16 protein-coding genes are annotated in these 14,435 nt (G+C 65.9%); 5 read left to right on the top strand and 11 right to left on the bottom strand.

Going from position 1 to position 14,435, the window contains the following annotated elements; translation table 11 throughout:
* Positions 1–226: 226 nt before the first annotated feature.
* The 3 genes from AC5P8C_RS10975 to grxD form a co-directional block, all read right to left on the bottom strand.
* Positions 227–3,448 (bottom strand): outer membrane beta-barrel protein, encoded by a 3,222-nt coding sequence (locus tag AC5P8C_RS10975; protein ID WP_164144395.1) that lies wholly within the window; start codon positions 3,446–3,448, stop codon positions 227–229.
* Between the two features lie 232 nt (positions 3,449–3,680).
* Positions 3,681–4,457: an SDR family NAD(P)-dependent oxidoreductase gene (locus AC5P8C_RS10970; RefSeq protein ID WP_111102033.1), complete on the bottom strand. Its 777-nt coding sequence runs from the start codon at positions 4,455–4,457 to the stop codon at positions 3,681–3,683.
* Entirely contained in the window at positions 4,454–4,774 is a 321-nt protein-coding gene (gene grxD / locus AC5P8C_RS10965; protein WP_005408852.1) for a Grx4 family monothiol glutaredoxin, read from the bottom strand. Before grxD ends, AC5P8C_RS10970 begins: the two co-directional genes overlap by 4 nt.
* 121 nt (positions 4,775–4,895) lie before the next feature.
* Between grxD and AC5P8C_RS10960 the strand changes: the two genes are divergently transcribed.
* Positions 4,896–5,474: a superoxide dismutase gene (locus AC5P8C_RS10960; protein ID WP_026346913.1), complete on the top strand. Its 579-nt coding sequence runs from the start codon at positions 4,896–4,898 to the stop codon at positions 5,472–5,474.
* A gap of 74 nt (positions 5,475–5,548) precedes the next feature.
* Here AC5P8C_RS10960 and AC5P8C_RS10955 read toward each other — a convergent pair whose 3' ends face one another.
* The 3 genes from AC5P8C_RS10955 to purE form a co-directional block, all read right to left on the bottom strand.
* A complete protein-coding gene (locus AC5P8C_RS10955) occupies positions 5,549–5,890 on the bottom strand; it encodes a carboxymuconolactone decarboxylase family protein (RefSeq protein ID WP_019659022.1) in 342 nt (113 codons plus the stop codon).
* A gap of 112 nt (positions 5,891–6,002) precedes the next feature.
* Positions 6,003–7,151 (bottom strand): 5-(carboxyamino)imidazole ribonucleotide synthase, encoded by a 1,149-nt coding sequence (locus tag AC5P8C_RS10950; protein ID WP_134734910.1) that lies wholly within the window; start codon positions 7,149–7,151, stop codon positions 6,003–6,005.
* A complete protein-coding gene (gene purE / locus AC5P8C_RS10945) occupies positions 7,148–7,651 on the bottom strand; it encodes a 5-(carboxyamino)imidazole ribonucleotide mutase (RefSeq protein ID WP_005412808.1) in 504 nt (167 codons plus the stop codon). The genes AC5P8C_RS10950 and purE overlap by 4 nt, the downstream gene beginning before the upstream one ends.
* 58 nt (positions 7,652–7,709) lie before the next feature.
* On the opposite strand from purE, the gene AC5P8C_RS10940 reads away from it, so the two are divergent.
* The 4 genes from AC5P8C_RS10940 to AC5P8C_RS10925 all read left to right on the top strand — a co-directional run bounded on the left by AC5P8C_RS10940 (position 7,710) and on the right by AC5P8C_RS10925 (position 10,422).
* A complete protein-coding gene (locus tag AC5P8C_RS10940) occupies positions 7,710–7,979 on the top strand; it encodes a Trm112 family protein (RefSeq protein ID WP_019659024.1) in 270 nt (89 codons plus the stop codon).
* Positions 7,976–8,827 carry a carboxylating nicotinate-nucleotide diphosphorylase gene (nadC, locus tag AC5P8C_RS10935; RefSeq protein WP_233653027.1) on the top strand — a complete coding sequence of 284 codons (852 nt, stop codon included), beginning with the start codon at positions 7,976–7,978 and terminating at the stop codon, positions 8,825–8,827. The genes AC5P8C_RS10940 and nadC overlap by 4 nt, the downstream gene beginning before the upstream one ends.
* Before the next feature lie 175 nt (positions 8,828–9,002).
* Positions 9,003–10,004 carry a DUF2272 domain-containing protein gene (locus tag AC5P8C_RS10930; protein WP_495218747.1) on the top strand — a complete coding sequence of 334 codons (1,002 nt, stop codon included), beginning with the start codon at positions 9,003–9,005 and terminating at the stop codon, positions 10,002–10,004.
* 67 nt (positions 10,005–10,071) lie between these two features.
* Positions 10,072–10,422, top strand: a complete 351-nt coding sequence (locus tag AC5P8C_RS10925; protein WP_019659027.1) for a DUF3301 domain-containing protein — start codon at positions 10,072–10,074, stop codon at positions 10,420–10,422.
* Between the two features lie 46 nt (positions 10,423–10,468).
* Here the strand turns inward: AC5P8C_RS10925 and AC5P8C_RS10920 are convergent, their stop codons facing one another.
* The 5 genes from AC5P8C_RS10920 to petA all read right to left on the bottom strand — a co-directional run bounded on the left by AC5P8C_RS10920 (position 10,469) and on the right by petA (position 14,396).
* Complete coding sequence (locus AC5P8C_RS10920; RefSeq protein WP_019659028.1) at positions 10,469–10,921, bottom strand: ClpXP protease specificity-enhancing factor; 453 nt, start codon at positions 10,919–10,921, stop codon at positions 10,469–10,471.
* An 83-nt stretch (positions 10,922–11,004) separates the two neighbouring features.
* Positions 11,005–11,640: a glutathione S-transferase N-terminal domain-containing protein gene (locus tag AC5P8C_RS10915; RefSeq protein WP_021203577.1), complete on the bottom strand. Its 636-nt coding sequence runs from the start codon at positions 11,638–11,640 to the stop codon at positions 11,005–11,007.
* A gap of 134 nt (positions 11,641–11,774) precedes the next feature.
* Positions 11,775–12,524 carry a cytochrome c1 gene (locus tag AC5P8C_RS10910; protein WP_495218746.1) on the bottom strand — a complete coding sequence of 250 codons (750 nt, stop codon included), beginning with the start codon at positions 12,522–12,524 and terminating at the stop codon, positions 11,775–11,777.
* Entirely contained in the window at positions 12,517–13,776 is a 1,260-nt protein-coding gene (locus AC5P8C_RS10905) for a cytochrome b (protein ID WP_019659030.1), read from the bottom strand. The genes AC5P8C_RS10910 and AC5P8C_RS10905 overlap by 8 nt, the downstream gene beginning before the upstream one ends.
* Positions 13,776–14,396, bottom strand: a complete 621-nt coding sequence (petA, locus tag AC5P8C_RS10900) for a ubiquinol-cytochrome c reductase iron-sulfur subunit (protein ID WP_004151998.1) — start codon at positions 14,394–14,396, stop codon at positions 13,776–13,778. Before petA ends, AC5P8C_RS10905 begins: the two co-directional genes overlap by 1 nt.
* Between the last annotated feature and the right edge of the window lie 39 nt (positions 14,397–14,435).

The following is a 14,435-nucleotide window of genomic DNA, read 5'->3' as shown; positions in this document are numbered from 1 at the left end:
TTCCGACTGTACTGCCGCCCCCTTAAAAAGCAAAACGGCCGGGAAACCCGACCGTTGGATGTGTGCCACCCGCGTCCGCCATTCCGGGACCGCATCGGCGGCGTTGGCACCGCGCACATTTCCGCATGCTACGCCGATGCCTCACGCCCTGCAAGGACTTTCGCCTGAACGGAAAACGGCCGGGTTTCCCCGGCCGTTTCCACTTACCACTTCAAGCGCTGATGGATCAGAACTTGTACTTCAGGGTCAGCTGCATCGACCAACGCGACACGGCGGTGTTGCCCTTGTCGTTGTTGTTTTCCTGCACCGACGGGTTGTCGGTCGAACCAGTGAAGGAGTACACGTACTTGCCGGTGGCCGGATCGATACCTGCGTAGTTGGCAACGCGACGGGTCGAGTAGAAGCCGTAGTCGTCGATCAGGCCCCACTTCTTGTTCAGCAGGTTGCCGACATTCATGATGTCCAGGGCGACTTCACCCTTGTGCCCCTTCATGAAGCCCGGGAATTCCTGGCTGACGCGGACGTCGAAGCTGTTGACCCACGAGGCGCGGTGGCGGTTGGCCGGGACCACGCTGCCACGGTAGGCATCGAGTTCCGGGTTCTGCGCCAGCCAGTCGAAGAACTGCTTCTCCATCGCGGCACCGCCGGTGAACAGCACGTCGCCCGGACCCTTCGGCACGTAGAACAGGTCGTTGGTGGCAGCACCGTCGCCGTTGGCATCGTTGTAGAAGATGTAGCTGTACGGACGGCCCGAACGGCCTTCGTAGAACAGGCCGACGCGGGTAGCGTTGTCACCGAAGAAGTTGTGCTTCCACTCCAGGGTGCCGGTGACGCGGTCCTTCATCGCATAACGCGAGTTGTAGGCCACGTTCTCGTTGGCATTGAAGATCAGCGTGTTGTTCCAGTTCGAGGTGTTCTGCGAGCTGGACAGCGGGCTGACTTCGGTGGACTTGGTGTAGGTGTAACCCAGCGACCAGCCCCAGTTCTCGGTCAACGGCTTGGCCAGCGAGAAGGTGGCCTGGGTGCCGCGGCCCTTGTCGGTGTTGCGCAGGACCAGAACGTCGCCGATGTCGGACGGACGGTTGGCGCGGTCAACCGCACCCTTGGTACCGGTCGACATGCCGTAGTCGACACCCTTGTCGATACGGGTATTGGCCTGGTTGCGGCCGGCGGCGTTCCAGTAGATCGCACGGCCATCCTGACCGAAGGCGGTTGGCGCCGACACGTCCAGGCGGTCGAAGTAGATGCCGTCCTTGACCTTGGTGAACAGCACTTCGGCCGACGCGACGATGCCGTACCACGGCAGCTCATGGTCGAACGCCAGGTTGGCCTTCCACACCGACGGCAGGCGGGTGCCCGGCGCGATGATGTCGACGTTCTGACGGGCCGAAGCCGGGCCACCGGCCGGGATGTACGGGTTGTTGCCGTCCGGAGTGAAGGCACCGGCCGGGATGCTGCGCTCGTCGTACTCGATGTAGTTCAGGCCGGTGTTCTGGTAGGCACCTGCCAGCCACACGTTCGGGGCGGCGCCGCCGAACAGGCCCACGCCACCGCGCAGCTGGGTCGGGCGATCGCTGTCGAAGGTGTAGTTGAAGCCGACGCGCGGCTGCACCAGGTTCTTGTCGACCAGCTTGGTGTTGTTGAAGCCGTACAGCTGCTCGATGCGCGGGTTGTACAGGCGCTGGGTGCTGAAGTCAGGCATGTCGATGCGCACGCCGAACATCAGGTTCAGGTTGTAGTTGATTGCCCAGGTGTCCTGCACGAACACGCCGGTGTTCTTCAGGGTGAAGTCGGCCGGGATGTCGCTGCGGCTGCCATCGGCGCGCGGAGCACGCAGCTGGTAGCGCGAAGCCTTGCCCGCCAGGAAATCGTTGACGCTGTTGAATTCGTACACGCCGTTGAGGTTGCGGCCGTAGAAGTTCATCAGGTCATTCTTCGAGTAATCGAAGCCGAACTTGACAGTGTGGTCACCGATGTACCAGGTACCGGCACCAAAGGCGCTCAGTTCCTTCGACTCGACGATGTTGACGTGGGTGTTCTGTTCGGTACCGACGTACAGCGAATCGTTGCCCGACTTGATGCGGATCTGCGGCATGTCGACCAGCGGGACGCGGTTGGCCGAGTAATCCTTGTGCGAGACCTTGAACTCGGTCGAGAAGTTCTCGGACCAGTCACTGAACAGTTCGCCCATCCAGGTTTCGTACTCGGTGGGCTGCTGGTACCAGAAGTTGCTCAGCGAGATGGCGCTGCTGCTGACCTGCGGGAAGCGAACGACGTTCTGCTCCATCTTGTTGTAGCGCAGGGCCGCACGGTGGTTCTCGTTGATGTTCCAGTCCAGCTTGACCGCATACTCCTCGATCTCGGTCTTGCTGTTCGGCGCCGTCAGGCTGCCCGGATCGTAGCCCAGCTTGCCCAGGAAGTTCTGGACGTCGGTGATCTGCTGCTGGGTGATGGTGCCACGGCCGATCGGCGTGTCGCTCAGCGCGACGCCGGCGGCCGAGCGCTCGTACTTTTCGTAGTTGGTGAAGAAGAACAGCTTGTCCTTGACGATCGGGCCGCCGAAGGTCATGCCGTAGGTCTTCTCGTCCTCGAAGCCGTTGAAGTCCTGCTTGTCACCTTCCAGGCGCGAACGGACCATGTCCTTGTCGCGGTACGAACCGTACACGGTGCCGTGGAATTCATTGGTGCCCGACTTGGTCACGGCGTTGATCACCGCACCGGTGCCACCGGCGATGGTGGTGTCGTAGTTGGCCAGGTCGATGTTGATTTCCTGGATGGCGTCCATCGACACCGGCTGACGCTCGGTCGGCAGGTTGTTGGAGCCCAGGCCGAAGGGATCGGAGGCGCTGATGCCGTCGATGCGGATGGCGTTGTAACGGGTGTTCTGGCCACCGGCCGAGATCGCGCCGTCAGCCTTGCTGACCTGCGAGATGCGCGGATCCAGGCGGACGTAGTCCTGGATGTTGCGGCTGGCCGACGGCAATGCATCCATCGTTTCGCGGGTCACGTTGGTGCCGGTGCCCATCTTGTTGGCGCTGAACAGGTCCAGGCCGCCGGCAGTGGCGACAACGTTCACCGCGTCCAGGTTGGTCGCAGCCAGATCACCGCCCAGGTTGGCATTGACGGTGTTGACCTGGTTCAGGTTCAGGTAGACACCTTCTTCGGTCTTGGTGCCTTCACCGGGCTTGGTGATGGTGATGGTGTACGGACCACCCACGCGCAGGCCGCGCGCGTTGTAGCGACCCGACGCATCGGTGGTGGCACGCGAAACAGTGCCCGACTCGGTGTGCGTGATGGTGACTTCAGCGCCGGCAACAGGCTGGCCTGCGGCGGACATCACCTGGCCGCCGACACCGGCGGAGGTGCTGCTCTGGGCGAAGGCGGGAGCGGCAGCAAGTGCAGCCACGAGACCAAGGGTAAGCTTGGACATCCGGAGTGGGTGGGTCATTTTTCGGTAGCCTCGATGCGAGTTGGCGATGGCGGAAAAAAAGCGCATCCAAGCAGCCCTGCGGGTGGCTGATCGGAGAGTTATCTGGGGTTCCCTACCGCTCGGCTGAAGGCAGCCCTAACGGTTAACACTAGATTAACACGCTACGCCATCAATGTGACGGTTGTGCGACAAACGGCACCGGTTCGCAACGCAATCGTGACGGGCTCTTCACTCCGTCTTTCCCCGGCACTCACTCCGCAGGGGGCGCCTCGCTGGCATCGAGAATCTTGCCCCGCCAGACGGCGCCAGCGCCCGACAACAGGGTCACCGCCGCGGCGGCGGCGGCCTCCGGGCCTTGGGCGGCCGGGTCCTGGTCGACGGAATAGGCCCGGGCCCGCAGGGCTGTGCGCAGCGGACCGGGGTACAGGCCACTGACCCGTACCGGGCTGCGGCCGAGTTCGTCGTGCAGGCTGGCGATCAGGCCACGAAGGCCATGCTGGGCCACGCCATAACCGCCCCAGTAAGCCTGCCCCACCCGTTCGGGAGCATCGACCGCAAACACCAGCGCCGCATCTTCACGCTGCCGCAGCAGCGGCAGGCAGGCCTGGGCCAGCCAGGCCGGCGCGGTCAGGGTGACGTGCACCGCGCGGGCGAAACTGGCCGGGTCGGCCAGTTCAAACGGGGTCAGGCCAGGGAAGTGAGCGGCACAGACCAGCAGGCCGTCCAATCGCCCCAGCTCGCGCTGCAGGGCCTGGGCCAGCTCGGCATAGTCGTCGGGGCCCGCGCCTTCCAGGTCCAGTGGATACAGCAGCGGCTCCGGGCCGACCGCCTGCACCTGGGCGTAGACACGGTCCAGGCGGCGCGGCTTGCGGCCCAGCAGGACCACGGTGGCACCGGCGGCCGCAGCAGCCACTGCCGCCGCACTACCCAATCCGCCACCGGCACCGGCGACCAGCACTACGCGATCCTGCAACGGGCGGCCATCGAGCGCCCCGTCGGCCGGTGACGTCGATGGCCAGGCACTCATCCCTGGGTCGCCTCTTCGACGATGCGCTTGAGCTCGCCGGCTTCGAACAACTCCAGGACAATGTCACAGCCACCAATCAACTCACCGTTGATGAACAGCTGCGGGAAGGTCGGCAGGTTGGAAAAGCGCGGCAGGTTGGCGCGGATCTCGGGTTCTTCCAGCACGTTGACGGTGCGCAGGGTGACCGCGCCGGCCGCCATCAACGCCTGTACCGCGCGGCTGGAGAAGCCGCACATCGGGTATTGCGGGGTGCCCTTCATGAACAGCACGAGCGGGTAACGATCGACCTCGGCCTGGATTTGCTGCATTACCGCCACAACCACACTCCTTGCTTCGCCGGACAAACCGACCGCGGTGGTCGGCTAGACTGCCCACGGTAGCCGCCATTGTAAGCGGATGGAACCGGCTGCCGCCGCCCCTCTGGCCACGAACCTGTCCATGCCTGTTGAATTGCCTGCCCTGCCCTACCTTCCCGGCTCCCTGCAGCCGCACCTGTCCGCACAGACCGTGGAACTGCACCACGGCCGCCACCATCGCGCCTATGTAGATGCCGTCAACGCCGGCATCCTCGGCACCGAGTGGGAGGAAGCGTCGCTGGATGAGATCGTCCGCCACGCCCAGGGCAGGCTGTTCGATGCGGCCGCCCAGGCCTGGAACCACGGCTTCTATTGGCAGTGCCTGCGGCCGCGCGGCGGCGGCGAGCCGCAGGGCCGATTGGGCGAGCTGGTCAAGCGCCAGTTCGGTGACGCGCAGCGCCTGCGCGAGGAGTTCAACCGCGCCGCGCTGGGCCTGTTCGGCTCGGGCTGGGTGTGGCTGGTGCAGCATCCGGGCGGGCAGCTGGGCATCCAGGCCACCCGCAACGCCGGCACACCCCTGACCGGTGAGAGCACCCCGCTGCTGTGCTGCGATGTCTGGGAGCACGCCTACTACACCGAGTACCAGAATGACCGGGCGCGTTACCTGGATGCCTTCTGGCAGCTGGTCAACTGGGAATTCGCCGAAAGCCAGCTGCGCTGACCCCTGTAGAGCCGAGCCCATGCTCGGCTGCTGTCCGGCCAGCCGAGCATGGGCTCGGCTCTACAGATCACGCTTCACGCGTTCTCGTGCGCGGCCACCGCGTCCATCACCCGTGCCGAATACACCAGCGCGGCGCCTGCATTGAGCGACACCGCCACGCCCAGTGCTTCGGCGATTTCCTCGCGGCTGGCGCCATGCTTCAGTGCTGCATCCACATGTACGGTGATGCAGCCATCGCAGCGGGTGGTCACCGCCACTGCCAGCGCGATCAGTTCGCGGGTCTTGGCATCCAGATGGTTGGTCTGGGCGCCGGCATTGGCCAGGGTCGCGTAGCCCTTGACCGTGTCCGGCGAGAGCTTGCCGATCTCGCCGATACGGCCCTTCAGTTCCTTGCGGTAGGCATTCCAGTCGAGCATGGTCGTGACTCCTGTGAAAGGAGCTCCACGCTACCACCGGCAATCGTGCGCCGATGCCTGCACCGGCGCGCCACAGCGTTGCACTGCCGGCCGGCGACCGGCACTACCGGGCTCAGCTATTGCGCAGCGCGTGTACCGCCGGCGCCACCTGGGCCTGGCGGTCCAGTTCCAGGCCAACCTGATCCAGCGCATCGGCCAATGCAGCGGCATCATCGTCGCGCAACGTGGCGTGGCCGACCTTGCGGCCCTCGCGCGGCTCCTTGCCGTAGTCGTGCCAGTGGCCGCTGGCCTGGGCCAGTACCGGTGCCGGGTCGGGCATCACGCCCAGCCAGTTCAGCATGCAGGCGTGACCCAGCATGCGGGTGCTGCCCAGCGGCAGGCCCAGCACGGCGCGCAGGTGATTCTCGAACTGCGAGGTTTCGCTGCCTTCGATGGTCCAGTGGCCGGAGTTGTGCACGCGCGGCGCCATCTCGTTGGCCAGCAGTTCGCCATCGCGGCAGAACAGCTCCAGCGCGAACACGCCGACGTACTGCAGGTGCTCGGCAACGCGGCGGGCATAGCCGATCGCGGCCTGCTGCTCGGTGTCGGACAGCACGGCCGGGGCCACGCTGGCCGACAGCACGCCGTCGACATGCCAGTTGCCGGTGACCGGCCAGGCCTCGAAGCTGCCATCGCGGCCACGCACGGCAACCACGCTGACTTCGCGCTGGAAGGCCACGAAGCCTTCCAGGATCAGGCCGGTACGCTCGACCTGTGCACCCAGCGCATCCCACGCGGCATCGATGTCGGCCTCGTTGCGCAGGCGGAACTGGCCCTTGCCGTCATAGCCGAGGCGACGGGTTTTGAGGATGCACGGCAGGCCGAATTCGGCGGCCTTGGCGGCCAGTTCGTCGCGGCTGCGGATATCGGCGAAGGCCGGCAGCGGAATGCCCAGCTGCTGGAACAGGGTCTTCTCGCTGAGCCGGTCCTGTGCGACAGCCAGCGCCGACGGCGGCGGGTAGACCGGCACGCGGTCGGCCAGCCACTGCGCACTGTCGGCCGGCACATTCTCGAAATCGAAGGTGACCACATCGACCTTGGCAGCGAAGTCCGCCAGGGCCTGGCGGTCATCGAAGGCGCCCACGGTGAGCGGCGCCAGCGGGCCGCTGCAGGCATCAGCGGCCGGGTCATACAGTTCGAAGCGCAGCCCCAGCGGCGCACCGGCCAGGACCATCATGCGGGCGAGCTGGCCGCCGCCCAGGATGCCGACGGTCAGACTCATTGGCGCGGATCGTCGTGGGCCATCACGTCTTCGGTCTGGCGTGCACGGAAGGCATCGAGCGCCTGGCCGATCGCCGGCTGGTCGCTGGCCAGCATCGCAGCGGCGAACAGCGCGGCGTTGGAGGCGCCGGCGTTGCCGATGGCAAAGGTGGCGACCGGGATACCGGCCGGCATCTGCACGATCGACAGCAGCGAATCCATGCCGTTGAGGGCCTTGGACTGCACCGGCACACCCAGCACCGGCACGGCGGTCTTGGCAGCGATCATGCCCGGCAGGTGCGCGGCCCCGCCTGCACCGGCGATGATGGCCCGCAGGCCACGCGGGCCCGCCTGCTCGGCGTAACTGAACAACACATCCGGCGTCCGATGCGCGGACACCACCTTCACTTCGAACGGAACACCCAGGGCTTCAAGCTTCTGGGCGGCGTGCTGCATGGTTTCCCAGTCGGAACGGGAACCCATGACGATGCCGACAAGCGGCGCGATCGGGTTGGGGGTCATTGGCCGTCACCTGCCTTAAAGACGTATTCTAGCCATCTTCCACGCAAGACGAAGAACCATGGATCGCAAGCTGCTCGACCTGCTGGTGTCGCCGGACACCCGCCAGCCCCTGTCCCTGCTGGATGGCAAGGGCCTGGAAGCCCTCAACAAGGCCATTTCCGCCGGCGCGGTAACCAAGGCCGATGGCAACCCGCTGGCGCAGCCGCTGCGCGAGGCACTGGTCACCCGCGACCGCAAGCAGGTCTTCCGCGTGGACGATGGCATTCCGGTGCTGCTGGCCGAGGAAGCCATTCCCACCGCCCAGATCGCCGACTTCCCGGCCGCATGAGCGCGCTGCCGACGCCGGACGCGGCCGTTGTCGCCGCCGATGTCGCGCGTGCGCTGGCCGAGGACCTGGGCAGCGGCGACGTCACCGCTGCGCTGCTGCCCGACCAGGCCGACAGCGCTTACCTGCTGTGCAAGCAGGACGGAGTGATCGCCGGTCGCCCCTGGTTCGACGCCACCCACCGCGCACTCGACCCGGAGGTGCGCATCGAATGGCGTGTCTCCGAAGGTGACCCGGTCGCTGCCGGCACCGTGCTGGCCCTGCTGCACGGGCGCAGCCGCAGTCTGGTCAGTGCCGAGCGCACCTCTCTGAATTTCCTGCAGACGCTGTCCGGCACCGCCACCACCACCGCCCGCTACGTAGCGGCAGTGGCCGGTACCGGCACGCGCATCCTCGACACCCGCAAGACCCTGCCCGGCCTGCGCCTGGCGCAGAAGTACGCGGTGCGCTGCGGCGGTGGCGAGAACCACCGCTTCGGCCTGTACGACACGGTGATGCTGAAGGAGAACCATATCCGTGCCGCCGGTTCGCTGGCCGCAGCGGTGGCCGCCGCACGCCGGCAGTGGCCTGCGCTGCCGCTGGTGGTGGAGGTCGAAGACCTGGCGCAGCTGCGCCAGGCGTTGGAAGCCGGGTGCGAACGCATCCTGCTGGACGACTTCAGCCCCGACCTGCGTCGCGAAGCCGTACGCATCACGGCCGGCCGCATTCCACTGGAAGTCTCCGGCAGCGTCGGCCTGGGCGGCCTGCGTTCGATCGCCGAAGACGGCGTGGACTGCATCTCCATCGGCGGGCTGACCAAGCATGTGCAGGCCATCGATCTGTCGCTGAAGCTGGGCCCGCCGCCGGCTTGAGGCCTGCGGGACGTTGTCGAGCCTACGCTCGGCTGCTTCTCGATCTGCGGCGCGCCCTGCACCCGCTTTGCGCGATGAGCCGAGCGTGGGCTCGGCTCTGCACGACCGGAACGCCTTCACGGCTCGGCTACGGCCGCCTCTGCGACGCTGCCGGCATCCCCCACAGGAGCCGTGCATGCGCCGGATGCTCTTGCCTGCCTGCCTGCTGCTGGCCGCGGCACCGTTGTCCGCAGCGGCCGCCGAAGCCTGCGATGTTCCGCCCCGCTTTGGCCTGAGTCCGTTGGCGGTGGCCATCCGCAACACCGCCTGCAATGAGCACCAGCTCTGGTACCGGCCCTTCATCGATCGTGAAGGCCGTGCCGCCAGCCTCAGCGTCACCGAGGCCGAAAGCGATCACCTGGCCGACAACGGACTGATCGCCTGGCAGCGCGTGGCTGGCTACTGGCGAAACAGCGGCACGCTCAACGCGATGGGCAGCATCGCCGGCGCCAGCAGCTGCCTGGCACCGCTGGGCACGCGCTACACCGACAGTGACTGCCGCGCGTTCCTGATCGACAACCCGTGGTCGGCCGCGTTCATCTCCTGGGTAATGGTGCAGTCCGGCGTTCCCGGCTTCAATACCTCGCCTCGCCACATCGACTACATCCGTGCCGCATACCAGGGCGGCCCCTCGGGCGTGCCGTACCGGCTGGTCGACCCGGCCACGGCCAAACCCGCGCCGGGCGACCTGCTGTGCTTCCTGCGCGACCGCAGCACCACGCTCAGCTACAGCGGGCTGGTGCAGGCGCTGGGCAACGGCTCGGTGGGCCACTGGAAGTCGCATTGCGAAGTGGTGGTGGCCGCCAACCTGGGGGGCGACCAGACCCTGTACCTGGTCGGTGGCAACGTGATGAACACCGTAGCGATGCGGCTGCTGCCGCTGGACCGCACCGGGCTGATCAAGCTGCCACCGGCGCGCGAACGCAACAGCACCGGCATCGACCCGAGCTGCACGCCAGGGCGCGAGGACGAATGCAGCTTCAACCGCCAGGACTGGGCAGCCCTGCTGCAGCTGACTGCAACCTCACCGCTGGTGATGCCCTCGCCCACTGCGACGCCGATGCAGCACACTCCGGCACCGCAACCGATCATCGTGCCCGCGCAGCCGGTGTCCAGCGAACCGCAGCCGCGGCGGTGAGTGCAGCGCTTGATCCAGCGCGCGTTCGCCGCCATCTTTGCGGGATCGACCTCTGACGGCTGACGCCATGCCTACCCTGCTGTTGTTGCTGATTGCCGGCGGAATCATCTACTTCTTCTGGAACGCGGCACGCTCGGCCGCAGAGCGCGCCGTTGAATTGGGCCGCAATGCCTGCCGCGCAGCTGATGTGCAATGGCTGGATCAGGCGGTGCACGCCACCGGCCTGCGCCTGTCGCGCGGCGAGGATGGCCGGCTTGGGTTCGAGCGCACCTTCAAGTTCGAGTATTCCTACGATGGCATCGATCGCCACGTGGGTCGCATGGTGCTGCGTGGCGACCAGTTGATCTCGTTCACCGGCCCCGGCGCGGCGCGGATCAGCCAGATCCGGCCGGATGCGAAGGATGCCGAGGATGTGTAAGGGCTGAAGGCGTGCCGACCAACGGTCGGCACCCACCGTTACTTGGTTACTTGACCACGCGCAGGTTCGGCCGCCCCTTCGGCGGCGGGCTGGCTGGCGGCGTATCGTCCGGCGGCGTGCCTTCCTCGTGCAGCAGTTCGTCGCTGGTCGGCGCGGTTTCGCTGCCCGGGATATCATCCGGCAGCGCCATGCCCTGCCCGGTCTCGCGGGCATAGACCGCCAGCACGGCGCTGATCGGCACCTGCACCGGGTAGCTGGTACCGGAGAAGCGCGCCGAGAAGCTCACCATCTCGTTGTCGATCATCAGCCGTACGACGGCACGTTCGGCGATGTTGAGCACGACCCGGCCATCCTTGACCGCCGAAGGCGGCACCTGCACGCCGGGAACGCCGGCGTCGACCAGGATGTGCGGGGTCAGCTGGTTGTCGTTGATCCATTCCACCAGCGCCCGCAGCAGGTACGGGCGGTGGCTGGTCATGTGGAAGAAGTCTTCGGTCATGCGTGAAGTGTACGCGCCCGGCGCCCCGCCGGGGCGGATCGCCTGCACGCCGGTCGGCGTGCAGACGGGTAACGCGGGCCGGATCAGGCCGGCAGGTCGCGCAGCTTCTTTTCCTGCTCGGTCAGGCTACGGACGAAACCGGGGTGGCGGAAGATGCGGTTACCGTAGTCCTCAATCGCCTTGCCATCCTTCGGAAGTGGCACATCCAGCGATTGCAGCCGCCAGATGATCGGGGCCATGGCGCAGTCGGCCAGGCTCATTTCCGGGTTGAGGAAGAACTTGCTGGCCTTGAACAGCGGCAGCGAGGCGGTCAGCAGTTCCTTCAGGCGCTTGCGCCCGGCCTCGGCCTGGGTCTTGTTGCCCAGCTGGATGGCCTGCACCTGCGGCACCCAGTCGTGCTCGATGCGCAGCATCGCCAGGCGGATGCGCGCACGCGACAGCGGATCGACCGGCATCAGCGGCGGATGCGGGTAGCGCTCGTCCAGGTACTCGCTCACCACCGACGCGGCGTAGAGCACCAGCTCGCGCTCCACCAGGGTCGGCACCGAGTGGTACGGATTGAGATCGATCAGGTCTTCGGGCGGGTTCTGCGGATCGACCGGAACGAAGTCGAAGGTGACGCCCTTGGCCGCCAGGACCAGGCGCACCCGGTGGCACAGCACATCGTCGTTCGAGGAAAACAGCGTCAGTGTATTGCGCATGCGTACGCTCGCCGCCATCAAAGGCTCTCCCACGACAGGAGACCGCCTGCCGCATCGGCGCCGCCGGCACCGTGCCGACGGTCGACTCCTCCCCGAGTGTGCAACCGACCATCACAAAAGCCAATAGGCCCGTGCGATGGCCGGCGGCCGAATCAGTGGACGTCCTTCCAGTATTCCTTCTTCAGCAGGTACAGCAGGAAGGTCAGCAGGGCCAGGAACAGGATCACCCACACGCCCAGCTGCTGGCGCTTGAGTGCGGCCGGCTCGCCGGCGTATTCGAGGAAGTTGGTGATGTCCCGCACGGCCTGGTCGTACTGTCCGGCATCGACCGATCCCGGCGTTTCAATCTTCAGGCCGGTCACCGGCGGGTCCATGCCGGGGCCTTCGGCCTTGCCATGCACGGCGTGCTGCAGGCCCTGCATCTCCCACAGCGGGTTCGGCATGGAGGCGTTGGCGAACAGCGCGTTGTTCCAGCCCAGCGGCCGGCTGCTGTCCAGGTAGAACGACTTGAGGTAGGTGAAGACCCAGTCGCTGCCGCGCACGCGCGCGATCAGGCTGAGATCCGGCGGCATCTTGCCGAACCACTTCTCCGCGTTCTCCTTGGGCATCGCCACCGGGATCGGGTCGCCGATCGCCGAGCCGGTGAAGTTGAGGTTGTTCATCACCTCTTCCTCGGTCAGGCCCAGGTCCTGCGCCATCCGCGAATAGCGCAGGTACTTCAGCGCATGGCAGCCGGAGCAGTAGTTCATGTACAACTGTGCGCCGCGCTGCAGCGAGGCGCGGTCACCCAGATCGTTGCCTGCCTGCAGCAGCTTGGTGCCGCCCTCGGCGGCGGAGGCCAGGAAACTGCCCAGCATCAGGGTGGCCGCCAGGGCCAGCCGGACCATCCAGCGCTCAGTCATGCGTGGTCACCCTCTCCGGTACCGGCTTGGTCTTGTCCAACCGTGTCCATAGCGGCATGGTGATGAAGAAGGCGAAGTACAGGAAGGTCAGCACCCGCCCGATGTAGGTTTCATGCACGTCGGTGCCCGGGCCGGAGCCGATCACGCCCAGCCACACGAAGCACACCGCCAGCACGCCCAGCATCACCCTCGAGATCCAGCCGCGGTAGCGCACCGATTTCACCTTCGCCTTGTCCAGCCACGGCACCAGGAACAGGATCGCGATGGCCGAGAACATCACCAGCACGCCACCGAGCTTGTTCGGCACCACGCGCAACATCGCGTAGTACGGCGTGTAGTACCAGACCGGCTTGATGTGCTCCGGGGTGACCAGGCGGTTGGCCTCGGTGAAGTTGTCGTGCTCCAGGAACAGGCCGCCGAAACCAGGCGCGAAGAAGATGATGAAGGCGGCGATGATCAGCAGGAAGCCGGCGCCTACACCATCCTTGAGCGTGTAGTACGGGTGGAACGGAATACCGTCGGCCGGAGCGTTCGGCGACCAGCGGTTGCCCTTCGGCCCCTTCTTGATCTCCACGCCATCGGGGTTGTTCGAACCCACTTCGTGCAGCGCGCCCAGGTGCAGTACCACCAGCAGCAACAGCACCAGCGGCAAGGCGATGACATGCAGCGCGAAGAAGCGGTTGAGCGTGGCGTCACTGGGCAGGTAATCGCCCATGATCCACTCGGTCAGGCCGTTGCCGATCACCGGTATGGCACCGAACAGCGAGATGATCACCTTGGCGCCCCAGAACGACATCTGGCCCCACGGCAGCACGTAGCCCATGAAGGCTTCGGCCATCAACACCAGGTAGATCAGCATGCCGAGGATCCACACCAGCTCGCGTGGCTTCTGGTAACTGCCGTACAGCAGGCCACGGAACATGTGCAGGTAGACCACGATGAAGAACAGCGAGGCACCCGTGGAGTGCATGTAGCGGATCAGCCAGCCCCACTCCACGTCCCGCATGATGTACTCGATGGAGCCGAACGCCTCGGCGGCGCTGGTCTTGTAGTGCATCGTCAGGAAGATGCCGGTGACGATCTGGTTGACCAACACCAGCAGCGCCAGCGAACCGAAGTAGTACCAGATGTTGAAGTTCTTCGGCGCGTAGTACTCGCTCACATGCTTGCGATAGACCGGCATCAGGCCCGGCGCGCGGGCATTGACCCAGTCGGCCACGCCGCTGGCGGTACGGCTGAGGATATTGGCCATCAGGCAGCCCCCTGCGGATCGACACCGATGATGATGGTGTTGTCGTCCTGGTAATGGTGCGCGGGCACCTTCAGGTTGATCGGCGCCGGCACGTCCTTGAAGACGCGTCCGGACATGTCGAAGCGCGACTTGTGGCAGGGGCAGAAGTAGCCGCCCTTCCACTGCGGGTCGTAGGGCTCAGGCCGGATTTCGGCGACCATTTCCGGCGAGCAGCCCAGGTGCGTGCACAGGCCGACCAGTACGGAGATGTCCGGCTTGATCGAGCGCAGTTCGGGGTTCTGCTTCAGCACGTAGTCCGGCTGCTGGTCCTTCTCGCCGGACTCGGGGTCCTTGAGACGGCCGTCCAGCCCATGCAGCGCATCGAGGATGGCCTTGGACCGCTTGACGATCCAGATCGGCTGGCCACGCCATTCCACGATCAGGCGTTGGCCTTCCTGCAGGGCGCTGATATCGGCCACCACCGGTGCGCCGGCAAGCTTGGCGCGGGCACTGGGGTTCCAGGATTTGATGAAAGGAACGGCGGTGAATCCGACGCCGACGGCGCCCACCACGGCTGTGGTGGCAGAAAGAAAACGCCGACGTCCGGTGTTGACTGGATCGTGTACCCCATCGTTGGCCATCCGGCACTCCGATATTGATTAGGTAGCTTTAAGGCTGCC

It is taken from the genome of Stenotrophomonas sp. YJH_SMC_46, assembly GCF_059370315.1.
The sequence above is the reverse complement of the archived record's forward strand: the minus strand, read 5'-3'. Positions and strand labels throughout refer to the sequence as shown.

Bases quoted from the DNA above. Each gene is read 5' to 3' on its own strand.
- AC5P8C_RS10975 (WP_164144395.1), bottom strand. From the start codon at position 3,448: ATGACCCACCCACTCCGGATGTCCAAGCTTACCCTTGGTCTCGTGGCT.
- AC5P8C_RS10970 (WP_111102033.1), bottom strand. From the start codon at position 4,457: ATGAGTGCCTGGCCATCGACGTCACCGGCCGACGGGGCGCTCGATGGC.
- AC5P8C_RS10960 (WP_026346913.1), top strand. From the start codon at position 4,896: ATGCCTGTTGAATTGCCTGCCCTGCCCTACCTTCCCGGCTCCCTGCAG.
- AC5P8C_RS10955 (WP_019659022.1), bottom strand. From the start codon at position 5,890: ATGCTCGACTGGAATGCCTACCGCAAGGAACTGAAGGGCCGTATCGGC.
- AC5P8C_RS10950 (WP_134734910.1), bottom strand. From the start codon at position 7,151: ATGAGTCTGACCGTCGGCATCCTGGGCGGCGGCCAGCTCGCCCGCATG.
- purE (WP_005412808.1), bottom strand. From the start codon at position 7,651: ATGACCCCCAACCCGATCGCGCCGCTTGTCGGCATCGTCATGGGTTCC.
- AC5P8C_RS10940 (WP_019659024.1), top strand. From the start codon at position 7,710: ATGGATCGCAAGCTGCTCGACCTGCTGGTGTCGCCGGACACCCGCCAG.
- nadC (WP_233653027.1), top strand. From the start codon at position 7,976: ATGAGCGCGCTGCCGACGCCGGACGCGGCCGTTGTCGCCGCCGATGTC.
- AC5P8C_RS10930 (WP_495218747.1), top strand. From the start codon at position 9,003: ATGCGCCGGATGCTCTTGCCTGCCTGCCTGCTGCTGGCCGCGGCACCG.
- AC5P8C_RS10925 (WP_019659027.1), top strand. From the start codon at position 10,072: ATGCCTACCCTGCTGTTGTTGCTGATTGCCGGCGGAATCATCTACTTC.
- AC5P8C_RS10920 (WP_019659028.1), bottom strand. From the start codon at position 10,921: ATGACCGAAGACTTCTTCCACATGACCAGCCACCGCCCGTACCTGCTG.
- AC5P8C_RS10915 (WP_021203577.1), bottom strand. From the start codon at position 11,640: ATGGCGGCGAGCGTACGCATGCGCAATACACTGACGCTGTTTTCCTCG.
- AC5P8C_RS10910 (WP_495218746.1), bottom strand. From the start codon at position 12,524: ATGACTGAGCGCTGGATGGTCCGGCTGGCCCTGGCGGCCACCCTGATG.
- AC5P8C_RS10905 (WP_019659030.1), bottom strand. From the start codon at position 13,776: ATGGCCAATATCCTCAGCCGTACCGCCAGCGGCGTGGCCGACTGGGTC.
- petA (WP_004151998.1), bottom strand. From the start codon at position 14,396: ATGGCCAACGATGGGGTACACGATCCAGTCAACACCGGACGTCGGCGT.